11 protein-coding genes are annotated in these 12688 nt (G+C 66.8%); 6 read left to right on the top strand and 5 right to left on the bottom strand.

The annotated features are described in order from the left end of the window. The first annotated feature begins 4 nt into the window (after window positions 1-4). Window positions 5-553, top strand: a complete 549-nt coding sequence (locus AUL28_RS09300) for a DUF924 family protein (protein ID WP_062232036.1) — start codon at window positions 5-7, stop codon at window positions 551-553. Window positions 554-711: 158 nt separating this feature from the next. After that, window positions 712-1995 carry a GNAT family N-acetyltransferase gene (locus tag AUL28_RS09295; RefSeq protein WP_062231882.1) on the top strand — a complete coding sequence of 428 codons (1284 nt, stop codon included), beginning with the start codon at window positions 712-714 and terminating at the stop codon, window positions 1993-1995. A gap of 130 nt (window positions 1996-2125) precedes the next feature. On the opposite strand, the gene AUL28_RS09290 is transcribed toward AUL28_RS09295, so the two are convergent. Both AUL28_RS09290 and AUL28_RS09285 read right to left on the bottom strand, forming a co-directional pair. After that, complete coding sequence (locus AUL28_RS09290) at window positions 2126-2995, bottom strand: N-acetylmuramic acid 6-phosphate etherase (RefSeq protein WP_062231880.1); 870 nt, start codon at window positions 2993-2995, stop codon at window positions 2126-2128. A 123-nt stretch (window positions 2996-3118) separates the two neighbouring features. Beyond that, window positions 3119-5173, bottom strand: a complete 2055-nt coding sequence (locus AUL28_RS09285) for a hybrid sensor histidine kinase/response regulator (RefSeq protein WP_062231878.1) — start codon at window positions 5171-5173, stop codon at window positions 3119-3121. 258 nt (window positions 5174-5431) lie between these two features. On the opposite strand from AUL28_RS09285, the gene AUL28_RS09280 reads away from it, so the two are divergent. After that, the gene (locus AUL28_RS09280; protein ID WP_062231877.1) at window positions 5432-6613 is read left to right on the top strand and encodes an acyltransferase family protein; all 1182 of its coding nucleotides are present in this window, start codon (window positions 5432-5434) and stop codon (window positions 6611-6613) included. Here AUL28_RS09280 and AUL28_RS23525 read toward each other — a convergent pair. Further along, entirely contained in the window at window positions 6610-7332 is a 723-nt protein-coding gene (locus AUL28_RS23525) for a FadR/GntR family transcriptional regulator (protein ID WP_062217785.1), read from the bottom strand. The two genes, AUL28_RS09280 and AUL28_RS23525, sit on opposite strands and share 4 nt — an antisense overlap. A gap of 132 nt (window positions 7333-7464) precedes the next feature. Here AUL28_RS23525 and uxuA point away from each other — a divergent pair, with 132 nt between their 5' ends. The 3 genes from uxuA (at window position 7465) to AUL28_RS09260 (ending at window position 10822) form a co-directional block, all read left to right on the top strand. Then, window positions 7465-8655, top strand: a complete 1191-nt coding sequence (uxuA, locus tag AUL28_RS09270; protein ID WP_062232034.1) for a mannonate dehydratase — start codon at window positions 7465-7467, stop codon at window positions 8653-8655. A 159-nt stretch (window positions 8656-8814) separates the two neighbouring features. Continuing rightward, complete coding sequence (locus AUL28_RS09265) at window positions 8815-9351, top strand: peroxiredoxin (RefSeq protein WP_058600102.1); 537 nt, start codon at window positions 8815-8817, stop codon at window positions 9349-9351. A gap of 40 nt (window positions 9352-9391) precedes the next feature. Further along, on the top strand, window positions 9392-10822 hold the full coding sequence (locus tag AUL28_RS09260; protein ID WP_058633360.1) for an aldehyde dehydrogenase family protein: 1431 nt from the start codon (window positions 9392-9394) through the stop codon (window positions 10820-10822). A gap of 2 nt (window positions 10823-10824) precedes the next feature. On the opposite strand, the gene AUL28_RS09255 is transcribed toward AUL28_RS09260, so the two are convergent. Together AUL28_RS09255 and AUL28_RS09250 are read right to left on the bottom strand one after the other, a co-directional pair. Further along, window positions 10825-11709 carry a 1-acyl-sn-glycerol-3-phosphate acyltransferase gene (locus tag AUL28_RS09255; protein ID WP_244493467.1) on the bottom strand — a complete coding sequence of 295 codons (885 nt, stop codon included), beginning with the start codon at window positions 11707-11709 and terminating at the stop codon, window positions 10825-10827. Window positions 11710-11804: 95 nt separating this feature from the next. Continuing rightward, a partial coding sequence (locus tag AUL28_RS09250; RefSeq protein WP_156419944.1) for an aminotransferase family protein occupies window positions 11805-12688 on the bottom strand: 884 nt, incomplete at its 5' end.

Below are 12688 nucleotides of genomic sequence, written 5' to 3'. Positions count from 1 at the left end.
CTTGATGAGCGATTATTCGATCGACCCGCAGACCATCGTCGATTTCTGGCGCGACCTCGGCCCCGAGCGCTGGTTCGCGCGCGACGACGAGCTGGACGCGACGATCGCCCAGCGCTTCGGCGATGTCTATGAGCGCGCCGCCGCGGGTGAGCTGGACAGCTGGGCCGATGAGCCGAACGGCGCGCTCGCCCTCGTTCTGATCTTGGATCAATTCCCGCGCAACATGTTTCGCGGCACGCCGCGCGCCTTCGAGACGGATGCCAAGGCCCTGCAACTGGCCAAGGCCGCGCTCGCGCGGGGCGATCACTATCATGTGGGCGAGGATGTGAATCAGTTCTTCGCCTTGCCGCTCATGCATTCGGAGAATCTGGAGGATCAGGAGGCCTGCGTGCGCTGGATGGGGGAAATCGGGGAAGAGAACGTGCCCTATGCCGAGGAGCATCGGGACATCGTTGCGCGCTTTGGACGTTTCCCGCATCGTAATACCATTCTGGGTCGTGCGACGACATCGGAAGAACAGGCGTTTCTGGAAGGCGGCGGCTTCTCCGATTAGATTTTGTTTGGCTCGCTATCTATTGCGTTTTGTTGCAAACGGGATTTGATAAAGGTCACTTTAATATTGGCGGCTTAGGCTGGGACGCAACATTCCCTTTCGGCAGGGGCGACGTGCGCTAGGGCGAACGCTTCCTGCCCAGGTTGGGTTGACGCGACTTGGAAACATCATCGTCCTTCGCCTCCGGAGCGGAACTTGCGACACGGAGCCTGAAACGGCCGAACTGGTTCTCGCGCACGAGGCCGGCGGAGGGCGATCCCGTTCGTCTTGATGGCTCTCGTTGGATTTCCATCTACGAACCCCATGCCGCCTTTTCTCTGCTGGACGAGCTGCAGCATCTGAGCCGCCGCGCGATCGAGCCCAATGTGTTTTTCGATCCGCGCTTCCTGATCCCGGCCATGCCCCGGCTGGAGGACAAGTCGGTCCGCCTTCTGGTGGCGCGGGACGAGGCGGAAGGGCGCAGCCGTCTGCGCTTCTTCATGCCTTTCTCGGTGGAGGTGACGGCACCTCTTGCCCGCCGCAAGGCTGTGCGCGCCTGGACGCACCCTTTCGGCCGGCTCGGCACCCTGCCGCTGGATACCGACGATCCGGCCGCGACCGCCGCCAGCCTGTTCGACGCGCTGCAGACGAGCGTGCGGGGGCTGCCGCCCATTCTCGTCCTGCCGGACTTGCCGCTCGACGGGCCGCTGACGGCGGTTCTGATGCACGCGGCCCGTGAACGCGGGCTTTCGGTCGGCTGGGCGGATCGAACCCACCGCGCCTGTCTCGACGCGTCGACGGGCGATGCCGCCGGCGCCCTGCGCCTCGCGCTCGGCGGCAAGCGGTTTCGCGATCACCGTCGCCGCCTGCGCCTTCTGGAACAGGCGGGGAGCGTGCAGTTCGAAGTCGCGCGAAGCGACGGCGATCTCCGCAATGCCTTCGAAGACTTCCTTTACCTGGAAGCGGCCGGCTGGAAGGGCCGCGCCGGCAGCGCCCTGTTGCAGGATCGGCACCGCGCGGCCTTCGCGCGCGAGGCGATGAGCAGTCTGTCGGCGCAGGGCGATGCGCGCATCTACGCGCTGCGGCAGGCCGGCGAAGTCGTGGCGAGCTTCGTGGTTCTCCTGTCGAACGGGGCGGGCGTTGCCTGGAAGACCGCCTATGACGAGCGATTGGCTTCCCTGCGCCCCGGCGCGCTCGTGGCTGCGCTCGCGACCGAGGCAATGATCGACGACCCCGCGATCCGCTTCGTGGACAGTTGCGCCGTGCCCGACCACGCCATCCTGAACGCGCTGTGGACTGGTCGCATGGAGCTCGGAACCATGGTCGTCGCTCTGGACCGCGCCGCCAATGGCGATGTGCCTCTGATCGTGGAGGATATCGACCGCCGACGCCGCGCGCTCGAAGGGCAGTGGAAGCGGCGCTCCCGAATGCAGGCGCTGATGCGTCGCCTCATGCCGGATTGACGCCTGCCGATGGGGCAGGCCCTGACAGCCGCCGCTTGGCCTCTCCCTTCCAACCGATCGGATGATTGAGTCGCTAGGGGCGGGTCGGGCGAACCGTGCCGCCCCTCGCGACCTCGGCGGTTTGAGAGGTCTATTCCTGCAAATTGTCGGCCTCGGCCCGCAGGATCGCCTCGCGAATGCGCCCGCCCGTGGCGTCCAGCGCTTCGCGCGCGCGATCGAGGCCGCAGCCTGCGACATCGGCCACCATGCGCTCGGCCCGCGCGCGCAGCTTGTCGTTGGTCGGGCGCATCTCCACCATTCGGCCGCGAAACACCTTGCCGAGGCGGATCATCACCGCCGTCGACAGGAGATTGAGCGCGATCTTCTGCGCGGTGCCGGCCGCCATGCGGGTGGAGCCGGCCAGCACCTCCGGCCCGGTGCGCAGAAGAATACCGATCTCGGCCGCCCGCAGGAGCGGGCCGCTCGGCTCGTTGGCGAAGGCGATGGTCAGAGCACCGCGCTCGCGCGCCTTGGCGATACAGGCCAAGGTAAAGGGCGTGCGCCCGCTGGCGGCGACGCCGATCACCACGTCGCGCCCACAAAGCCCGGCCTCCGCGATCATCGCGGCAGCGGACGCTTCGTCGTCCTCCGCGCCTTCTCGCGCCAGCGCAAGGCTGGTGACGCCGCCCGCCAGAAGAAACACCGCGCGCTCCGGCGGCCAATCGAAGGTCGGGCCAAGCTCCACGCCGTCCTGCAGGGCCAGACGGCCGGACGTGCCTGCGCCGCAATAGACGAGGCGGGACTCGCGGTCTCGGCCAAGCCGCGCGGCGACGGCATCGGCAGCCCGCTCGATGTCGGGTAGCGCGGCCTCGACCGAAGCGAGAGCTTTCGCGTGGCCACCCAGCAAGACGTCCAAGAGCGCCGATGTCGGGCGCGTTTCGAGATCGCGAAAGCGGGGGTCCGCACGCTCCGTTTCGGGAAGCGAGGGATCGGAAAGCGGGGGCGTGGCAGGCAGCGTCATGACCTCATCCGGCTGGTCCAGATATCCTGCCGGTAAATCGCCGAACGAGGGGAAAGAGTTCCCCGCGCCCGACCCGTCGCAAAGCATCGCGCTTGTGGAGCGGGCGCGGGGAGACCCGCTCCGTCAGCCGTCCGCGATCATGCGTTCGATCCGGTTCGTCAGAACGGCGATGTCGAACGGCTTGGTGACGACCTGCATCCCCGGCTCGAGGTGGCCGTGGCTCAGAACCGCGCTTTCGGCATAGCCGGTGACGAAGAGAACCTTGAGCTGGGGGCGCAGCGCTCTGGCGGCGTCCGCCACCTGCCGACCGTTCATGCCGTTGGGCAGGCCGACATCGGTGATCAGAAGGTCGATGCGCGCGTCGGACGCGATCACCTTCATGCCCTGCGGCCCGTCGCCCGCTTCGATCGTGGTGTAGCCGAGATCCTCCAGAACATCGACCACCAGCATCCGCACGATGGGCTCGTCGTCAATCACGAGAACCGTCGTGCCGGCTTCCGCCCGGCCGGTGGTCTCGAGTTGGACATTGGCTTCAGGCTGCGCGGCGTCGGCATCGTGACGTGGCAGATGGATGCAGACGCGCGTCCCTTGGCCCGGCACCGAATCGATCCGCACCTGCCCGCCGGATTGACGCGCGAACCCGTAGATCATCGAGAGGCCGAGCCCCGTGCCGACGCCGATCGGTTTGGTGGTGAAGAACGGATCGAAGGCCCGCTCGATCACGTCGGCCGTCATGCCCGTGCCGGTGTCGGACACGCAAAGCGAGACATATTCGCCGGGCTCCAGATCGCGCTCGCGCGCGGCCCGCTCGTCCATATGGCAATTGTCGGTCTCGATCGTGATCTGCCCGCCATCGGGCATGGCATCCCGCGCGTTGATGCACAGGTTCAGGAGGGCATTTTCGAGCTGGTTGGAATCCACGAAGGTCGGCCAGAGATCGGCCTGCGCCTCGGTGGCCACGCGGATATGGGGACCTACCGTGCGGCGGATCAACTCTTCCATGTCGCTGACCAGACGGTTAACGTCGGTCGGCTTGGGGTCGAGCGTCTGGCGCCGGGAGAATGCGAGCAGGCGATGCGTCAACGCGGCGGCGCGCTTGGCCGCCCCTTGCGCGCCCGTGATGTAGCGCTCCAGATCGTTCAGTCGCCCTTGCGCCACACGCGTCTGAAGCATTTCCAGCGAGCCCGTGATGCCGGCCAGGAGATTGTTGAAATCGTGGGCGAGCCCGCCTGTGAGCTGACCGACTGCCTCCATCTTGTGGGACTGGCGCAAAGCATCCTCGGCCCGTTCGCGCTCGGCGATGGCATCGGCCATGCGGGTTTCGAGAAGCTCGTTCAGCGCCTGGTTCTGGCGTTCCACCGCCTTGCGCTCGGTGATGTCGAGGGCCGTGCTGACGAGGCCGACAACCGCGCCCATCTCGTCGCGCAGGGGGGCCTTGGTGGAGAGCCAGACACTGGGCGTCCCGTCCGGCCGGCGGATCTCTTCTTCGGTTTCCTCGCGCTCGCCCCGCTCCATCACGCCCTGGTCGGTGGCGCGCAGGCGCGCGGCCATCGCCTGATCGTCGAAATATTCGAACTCGTTGCGGCCGAGATAGGCGTCCGGCGCTTTGCCGATCAGTTCGGTCGTGCCGCGATTGGCCATCAGGATGCGGCCGTCCCGATCCTTGGCATAGACGACGCCGGGCACCGCTTCGATGAAGCTGCGCAGCAGCGCGGTGGCGCGATCGCGCTCGGCCTCCAGCGCGCGGCGTCCTTCGATGTCGAGGAGCACGCCGGGAAAGCGCAGCGGCGTTCCGTCGGGCGCCCGGTCCACCCGGCCGTTCGCCTCGATCCAGTAGTAGCGGCCGTCCATGCGGCGCACGCGATATTGATGCGCAAAGGCCCCACCGCGCGCGATCACATCCTCGATCGCGACGATCAGGCCCGGCTTGTCCTCGGGATGAACGGTCTCGATGACCTGCTGGAGGCTGAGGCCCTGACGTCCGCGCGAAGGGTCTATGCCGAAGGCCTGTGCGAACTGCTCGTCGATCGTGAAGCGATCGCTCGGCAGATCCCAGAACCATGTGCCGATGATGGCACCCGCCGCGAGCGCGAGCTGAACGCGCTCGGCATCTTCGGTTTCGCCGGGATTGGTGTCGAGGCGGCGCCTGTCGCGCGCGTCGCCATCAAGGACGCTCATCGTGCCATTGTCCTGTCGAGTGTCCTGTCGAGCCTTTCCGTGTGGCGCGACCGTCTGACATGTTTAATAGGAGCGTTGGGCATCAAAGCAAGTTTGTGGCGCAGAGGCGGCGGGGTCGTGCACGTCGCCCCCGGCTTGACCCTTGCACCCGCTTCTGTCTGTTGAGTGGGTGAAACAACGCCCCGTCCAGTCTCGGAGGGGGCTAGCGCGCTGCGTCCCGACGTCTGAGCGCTTGCACCGCGCGCGAGAAGGAAAGCCATGGCAGAGATGAGTTCGGCCTTGCCCATCCGCCCTCCAGCGCTTGCCCATCCGCCGCGCCGCCGGCTGGAGGAACTGGACGGTCTGCGAGGCATCCTGGCGCTGTTCGTCGTCGTCTATCATCTCCGGGAACCGCTCGGGGTCATATCCGGCCCTTTGACCCGCGCCTTGCCGATCGTGGGGGAGGGCTGGTTCGCCGTCGACGTGTTCTTCGTGATGAGTGGCTTCGTCATGGCCTATGTCTATGGCTCTACCTTCGCCCGGAAGGTGACGTGGGCGGAGTACCGGGCCTTCTTCGTCGCCCGCATCGCCCGGCTTTATCCCGTCCACCTCGCCGCCATGCTGGTGCTGGCGATCGTCTTCGTCCCGCGGCTCTATGGCACGCCCGAGGTCATGGACGAGGCGGGACGGTTTTCCTGGCAGTCGGGTCTCGCCTCGCTTCTGATGCTGCATTCGCCCTGGATCGATCACCGAAGCTGGAACTTCCCCTCCTGGTCGATCTCGGCGGAATGGCACGCCTATGTGCTGTTTCCGTTTCTGGTCGGGCCAGTCCTGCGCAGGAAAGCGATGTGGCTCACGATCCTCGTGGCGCTCTGCGTCGGCGGCGTGTTCGCGCTCTATTGGGCCGACCTGCCGCCGGATCGCTATCCGACCAATGGTCTGGTGGTCCTGGCGCGCGTTCTGCCGCTGTTTCTAGCGGGCATGGCGCTCTATCCCCTCCATCAAACCTTTGGGGAACGGTTCGCCCATCCCGCGTTGGCCTTGATGCTGGCTGGCCTCGTTCTCGCCCTTCTGAACGTTCCTGATCTTGCGCCTGTGGTGGTCTTACTGATCCCGCTTCTGACGCTCGCCGTTCTCAACGCCCCTGTGCTGCAAGGCCCTCTCAGCTCCGCGCCGGCGCGCTTTCTCGGCTCGATTTCCTATAGTCTTTATATGACCCATGCCTTGGTCATGCTGCTGGGTTATCCGCTCGTCTGGTATGGGGCTCGCCTGTTTTGGAGCGAGGCGGCCGCGCACGCCAGCGCGCCGTTCCAGTGGGGCGTTCTCGCCTCCTCGATCCTCACGTCCATCGTTCTGGGAACGCTGGTCTGGCGCTTCATCGAAGTGCCAGCCCGCTCGCGCGTCGCACGGCTTCTGGCGCCGGGCGGCCCCGCGCGCGAGGCGAGGTCTGCCCGAGCCTAATCGGTCTCTTGCGGCCCCGGCACGAAGCGCAGCCCGTAGTCCAGATGGCGGCTCATGAGATAGGCATAGGCGAGGCGGTCGCCGGCCCGCAGCGCCGCCACGATCTCCCGATGGGTCTCGTGCGTGTTGGCCTGAACCGGGCGCGCGTCCTTGCCGACCCGCATCAGGTCTTCGATCACAGGGCGCAGGAAGCGGAAGGTGGCAAGCGTCGTACGGTTGGCCCCCAGCGCGATCAGCGCCTCGTGAAAGGCATAGTCCGCCTGCGCCCGCGCCGTGCTGGTCTCTGCCTTCAGAATCCGGTCGTTGACGCGATCCAGCGCGTCGAAATCCGCAGGCTCGGCGCGCTTCAGAATCTCCTCACCGATCCCGATTTCGATCAGCCGGCGAAAGCCCTGCACGTCGCGGAACTCGCCCGGCGAAATCCCGTCATGGAAGGAGAAGAGCCGGCGCAGCGCCTCGCCATGGCCGCCGGCCAGAACCGCGCCGACCTTGGGCCGCGTTTCCACCAGACCATAGGCGCGCAGCACCACCAGGGCTTCGCGCACCGTATTGCGCGACGCCCCGAACATCTCGCCGAGTTCCCGTTCGGTCGGCAGCGCATCGCCGACCCGCAGGCCGCGCCGCGCGAACATCTCGCGCAAATCCTCCACCAGCCGATCCACCGCCGAGAGGCGCGGCTCACCCTCCGAAGGGCTGGTCTCGGATTTGGAATCGATCATGGTGTTCTCTTGTTGGTCCACAATGGCAAAAAGGGACGTCCACTTCGCTTCGAAACGACAACCTCTTGTCAGGGCGCATGATCTGGTCCAACAAATAGCGCGTCAAGAGAGGGCTCGATCATGTTGCCGATGATGAAGGAATGTTTTCGCTGGTACGGTCCGTCGGACCCCGTGCCGCTCGCCCATATCGCGCAGGCCGGCGCGATGGGCATCGTCTCGGCGCTGCACGGCATCTATGACGGCTCGCCCTGGCCCGAAGACGCGCTCTTGAAGCATAAGGCCACGATCGAGGCGGCCGGGCTGGAATGGTCGGTGGTGGAAAGCATCCCCGTCCACAATTCGATCAAGATCGGCGCGCCCGAGCGCGACCGCTATATCGGCTGGTACAAGGATTCGCTGCGGGCCGTGGCGCGGGCCGGCGTCTCTACCGTCTGCTACAATTTCATGCCCGTTCTCGACTGGACACGCACCGAGCTGAAACACCCCATGCCGAACGGCGCGCTAGCGCTGCGCTTCGACGCGGTGGATTTCGCGGCCTATGACGTCTTCATCCTGAAGCGGCCGGGCGCGGAAGGCGACTACGCCCCCGAGCGCGTGCGCGAGGCTGAGGCGCGCATGGCCGACATGACCGAGGAACGCGCGGCGCGCATCGAGCGCAATCTGATCGCCGGCCTGCCCGCGAGCGAGCGTCAGTATGACCGCGCGCTGCTCCTCAAGGCGCTGGCCGACTATGACGGCCTGACGGCCGACGATCTGCACGAGCATCTTGCGCATTTCCTGCGCGAGATCACGCCGGTGGCGGCCGAATTCGGGCTGCGCCTCTGCATCCATCCGGACGACCCGGCCTTCTCGCTCTTCGGCCTGCCGCGCATCGTCTCCACCACGAACGATGCCCGCCACATCCTCGCGGCCGCCGACCATGAGGCGAACGGGCTGACCTTCTGCGTCGGCTCCTATGGCACGCGCGAGGAAAACGACCTGCCGGCCATGGTGCGCGAGTTCGGGTCGCGCATCCATTTCGCGCATCTGCGCAATGTCACGCGCGAGCCGGACGGCTCCTTCCATGAGGCCGACCATCTCGGCGGCTCCAGCGACATGCCGGCCGTCATCATCGCGCTTCTGGACGAGCAGGCGCGGCGTGTGGCCGAGGGGCGGGCCGACTGGCAGATTCCGTTGCGACCCGACCATGGTCATCTCATGGCCGACGATCTCGACAAGGAACGCATCAACCCCGGCTATTCCCTTATCGGCCGTCTGCGCGGTCTTGCGGAGATTCGCGGTGTGATGCAGGGCGTGGCGACGGAGCGGCGCCTTCGCGCCTGATCCTTGCGCCGGACACGCTGACGGAACGAGGCTCGCCGCCGCCGCGCGGCGGGCCTTTTTCGTGGGATGGGAAACACGGCCAAGCCTTGCCTCGCCCGGTCCGCCGGCCCAGAATCCGCTTCGGGGGCACTGACCGCTTCCGAGTCGAGGGGAGAGGCGATGCAGCCCGACCGTGTTCCCGATGTGACCTTCCGCACGCGCGTGCGCAACGACGCGCTGGGCGGACCGAACCCGTTCGAGTGGAAGTCGCTGACGAGCGCCGATGTCTTTTCGGGCAAGCGCATCGTGCTGTTTGCCGTGCCCGGCGCCTTCACGCCCGCTTGCTCGGAGACCCATCTGCCGGGCTTCGAAGCGCATTATGACGAGTTTCGCGCGCTCGGCGTCGATCAGGTCGTCTGCCTGTCGGTGAACGACGCTTTCGTGCTCTTTCAGTGGGCCAAGGCCAGCGGCGTGGAGAAGGTCTTCATGCTGCCCGATGGCAATGGCGATTTCACGCGCCGCATGGGCCTTCTCGTTCAGCGCACACAGACCGGCATGGGCCTTCGCAGTTGGCGCTATTCCATGCTCGTGGAAGATGGTGCGATCGTGAAGATGTTCCTCGAGCCGGGGGTGCGCGACGAGCCCGAGGGCGTCGGCGTCAAGGTCTCGGACGCCGGCACCATGCTGGCCTTCCTGCGCCAGCGTCCATCCGCCTGACCTCTGTTTCAGACCCTATCGCATCGGCAGGAGAATGCCCGTGAGTCACGCCTTGCAATTCTATATCGACGGCGCCTGGGTGGACCCGGCTGAGCTGAAGCGCCTCGCCGTCATCGATCCCTCGACGGAGGAGCCTTGCGGCGAGATCGCGATCGGCTCGGCCGAGGACGTGGACAAGGCGGTAGCAGCCGCGCGGCGCGCCTTCGAAAGCTTCTCGCTCACCAGCCGGGAGGAGAGGCTGGCGCTTCTGCGCCGGCTTCAGACGATCTACGAGCGGCGGCTGGACGAACTCGGCGCGGTGATCAGCCGCGAGATGGGCGCGCCGCTCCCTTTCGCGCGGGAATGGCAGGCCGGCATCGGCCTGCGCCATCTCAAAAAGGCGATCGAGACGCTGGAGACGTTCCGCTTCGAGGAACCGCGCGGCACGACCATGGTGTTCAAGGAGCCGATCGGCGTGGTCGGCATGATCACACCCTGGAACTGGCCGATGAACCAGATCATGGCCAAGGTCGCCCCGGCGCTCGCCACAGGTTGCACCATGGTCCTGAAACCCTCCGAGATCGCGCCGCTGAGTGCCATTCTCTTCGCCGAGATGATGGACGAGGCCGGTGTGCCGGCGGGTGTGTTCAACCTCGTCAATGGCGACGGACCTGGCGTCGGTGAGGCGATCTCGCGCCATCCGGGCATCGACATGGTGTCCTTCACCGGCTCGACCCGCGCCGGCATTCTCGTTGCCAAAGGCGCGGCCGACACGATCAAGCGCGTGCATCAGGAACTCGGCGGCAAGTCCGCGAATATCCTTCTGCCGGATGTCGATCTGGAAGCGGCGGTGACCAAGGGCGTGCAGGGCTGTTTCGGAAACTCCGGCCAGAGCTGCAATGCGCCGACGCGCATGTTCGTGCCCGCCGATCGGCATGACGAAGCGGCCGAGATCGCCGCGCGCGCAGCCTCCGCCTTCAAGACCGGCCCGGCGGATGCGGACGGGGTGCATCTCGGCCCGGTCGTCAGCCAGATGCAATATGACAAGATCCAGCGCCTGATCGAGACCGGCATCGCGGAGGGAGCCAGCCTCGTCGCGGGCGGGCTCGGGCGGCCGGATGGCATGAACCGGGGCTATTTCGTCCAGCCCACGGTCTTTGCGCATGTCACGCCCGACATGACGATCGCGCGGGAGGAAATCTTCGGCCCGGTCCTGTCGATCCTCTCCTATGAGAGCGAGGAGGATGCGATCCGCCTCGCCAACGACACGGTCTATGGGCTCGCCGCCTATATCCAGTCGGGCGATCCGGCGCGGGCGCGCCGCGTCGCCTCGCGGATGCGGGCCGGCAGCGTCTATCTGAACTATCCCGCCTGGGACCCCGGCGCGCCCTTCGGCGGCTACAAACAGTCCGGCAACGGGCGCGAATATGCCGATTTCGGGCTGGAGGAGTTTCTGGAGATCAAGGGCGTGGTCGGCTACGGCGCGGCTTGAGGTCAGGCCGCGCGCCACTTGAGCGCGAGGGCAAGCGCCCGGCGAAAACCCGCCGGGCGGCTCGGCTCGGTCGGCGCGAGCTGGAAGACGGAGCGGCGCAGCACCTCGGTCAGTTCGCGCCCCTCTGGCGCAGCCTCGAAGCGGATCGGCGCGCCGACGCGCATGGTGATGCCGCGTCCATAAAGGCGGCGGAACGCGCCGATCAGGAGGCCATAGCGCAGCGTCTGCGAGAACGGGCTGACGAAGTGGAAAAGGGGGCCGTTCTGCCCTTCCACATGAACCGGCAGGACGGTGGCCCGGCCCATACGCACCAGCCGGGCGGCGAAGGGCTTCCACGGCAGATCTTCGGCGCGACCAAAGGTCTTGGGCGCGGTGGCGACGCCGCCGGCCGGGAAGATGATGATCGTGACGCCTTGCCCGAGCAGGCGCATGGCCTCGCGCCGGGTCTGGAGGTTCAGCGCCTGCGCCTCGCGCGTCTCCTCGAAGGAGATGGGAAGGCCGAACTCGGCCAGTTCCTCGATGCGCATGAGATCGTTGCTGACGAGGATGCGGAACGGGCGGCCGAGCCGTTCGGCCAGCGCCAGAAGCGCCGCGCCGTCCCCGATGCCGAAGGGATGGTTGGCGAGGATCACGAGCGGCTCGCCGGGCGCGATGGCCGGCGGCCAGGTCCCGGATATGTCGAGGCGGATGCGCATGAGGGCCAGCATGGCCTGAAAGCGCGAGGCGGGTTCGCGCCGGGCGCTCTCGCGCCAGAGCGCGTAGAGCCGCGCCAGCTTCCGCCGCCCGGCCGCCTGTTCCATGGAGCGGATCACCAGACGCCGAGCGAGGCGATCATGCGGGCGGGCATAGCTCAGTTCGGGAAACAGCATCGGCGGGCCACGAGACATCCGGAAGAGAAATCCCGATTTAGCCCTGCCGCCTGACGGCCCGATGACAGAGCCGGCGAGGGGAAGAGCTCCCGCTCGCCGGCCCTTTCGAAGCGTCAGCCGAACACGGCTGTGAGCGCGCCGTCGATGGCGGCGGTGATGGCATCGATCTCGGCGGCGCTGACCACCAGCGCCGGGGCGAGGCAGAGCGTGTTGTTGAGGCCCGGGATCGAGCGGTTCGACGCGCCGATCATCACGCCTCGCGCGCCCGCTTCCGCGATGACGCGCGCCACGCTCTTCTCGTCCACCGGCTCCTTGGTCGCGCGATCCTTCACCAGCTCCGCGCCCTGGAACAGGCCGAGCCCGCGCACGTCGCCGATGACAGCGTGCTTCTCCTTCAAGGCTTCGAGATTGCCCCGCAGCCGCGCGCCCATGGCAAGGCAGTTGTCCAGCAGCCCCTCGTCCTCGATGATGCGCATGTTTTCCAGCGCCGCCGTCGGACCCGCCGTGCAGCCCCCGAAGGTCGAGATGTCCCGGAAATGGGCCATCGGATCGGCGTCGTCCTTGAACTTCTCGAACACGGCCTCGGTCGTCACCGTGCAGGAAATTGCCGCGTAGCCGGACGCGACGCCCTTGGCCATGGTCACGAAATCGGGCTGGACGCCAAAATTCTGGTAGCCGAACCAGGTGCCCGTGCGCCCGAGGCCACAGACCACCTCGTCGATATGGAGAAGGATGTCGTACTTGCGGCAGATCTCCTGCACGCGCGGCCAGTAGCCCTCGGGCGGCACGATGACGCCGCCCCCGGCGGTCACGGGTTCGAGGCACAGAAGGCCGATCGTGTCCGGCCCTTCGCGCAGGATGACCTCCTCGATGGCGTCGGCCGCCCGCTCGCCATAGTTCTCGACATCCCACTGCTTGCGGTATTCCAGGCAGTGCGGAACCATGACGAAGCCGTCCGGGTACGGTCCGTACATGGCGGCGCGCTGCAGCTGGCCTG

This window comes from Aureimonas sp. N4 (assembly GCF_001463925.1).
GTDB lineage: Bacteria > Pseudomonadota > Alphaproteobacteria > Rhizobiales > Rhizobiaceae > Aureimonas > Aureimonas ureilytica_A.
The sequence above is the reverse complement of the archived record's forward strand: the minus strand, read 5'-3'. Positions and strand labels throughout refer to the sequence as shown.

Bases quoted from the DNA above. Each gene is read 5' to 3' on its own strand.
- AUL28_RS09285 (WP_062231878.1), bottom strand. From the start codon at position 5,173: ATGAGCGTCCTTGATGGCGACGCGCGCGACAGGCGCCGCCTCGACACC.
- uxuA (WP_062232034.1), top strand. From the start codon at position 7,465: ATGAAGGAATGTTTTCGCTGGTACGGTCCGTCGGACCCCGTGCCGCTC.
- AUL28_RS09255 (WP_244493467.1), bottom strand. From the start codon at position 11,709: ATGTCTCGTGGCCCGCCGATGCTGTTTCCCGAACTGAGCTATGCCCGC.
- AUL28_RS23525 (WP_062217785.1), bottom strand. From the start codon at position 7,332: ATGATCGATTCCAAATCCGAGACCAGCCCTTCGGAGGGTGAGCCGCGC.
- AUL28_RS09290 (WP_062231880.1), bottom strand. From the start codon at position 2,995: ATGACGCTGCCTGCCACGCCCCCGCTTTCCGATCCCTCGCTTCCCGAA.
- AUL28_RS09300 (WP_062232036.1), top strand. From the start codon at position 5: ATGAGCGATTATTCGATCGACCCGCAGACCATCGTCGATTTCTGGCGC.
- AUL28_RS09265 (WP_058600102.1), top strand. From the start codon at position 8,815: ATGCAGCCCGACCGTGTTCCCGATGTGACCTTCCGCACGCGCGTGCGC.
- AUL28_RS09280 (WP_062231877.1), top strand. From the start codon at position 5,432: ATGGCAGAGATGAGTTCGGCCTTGCCCATCCGCCCTCCAGCGCTTGCC.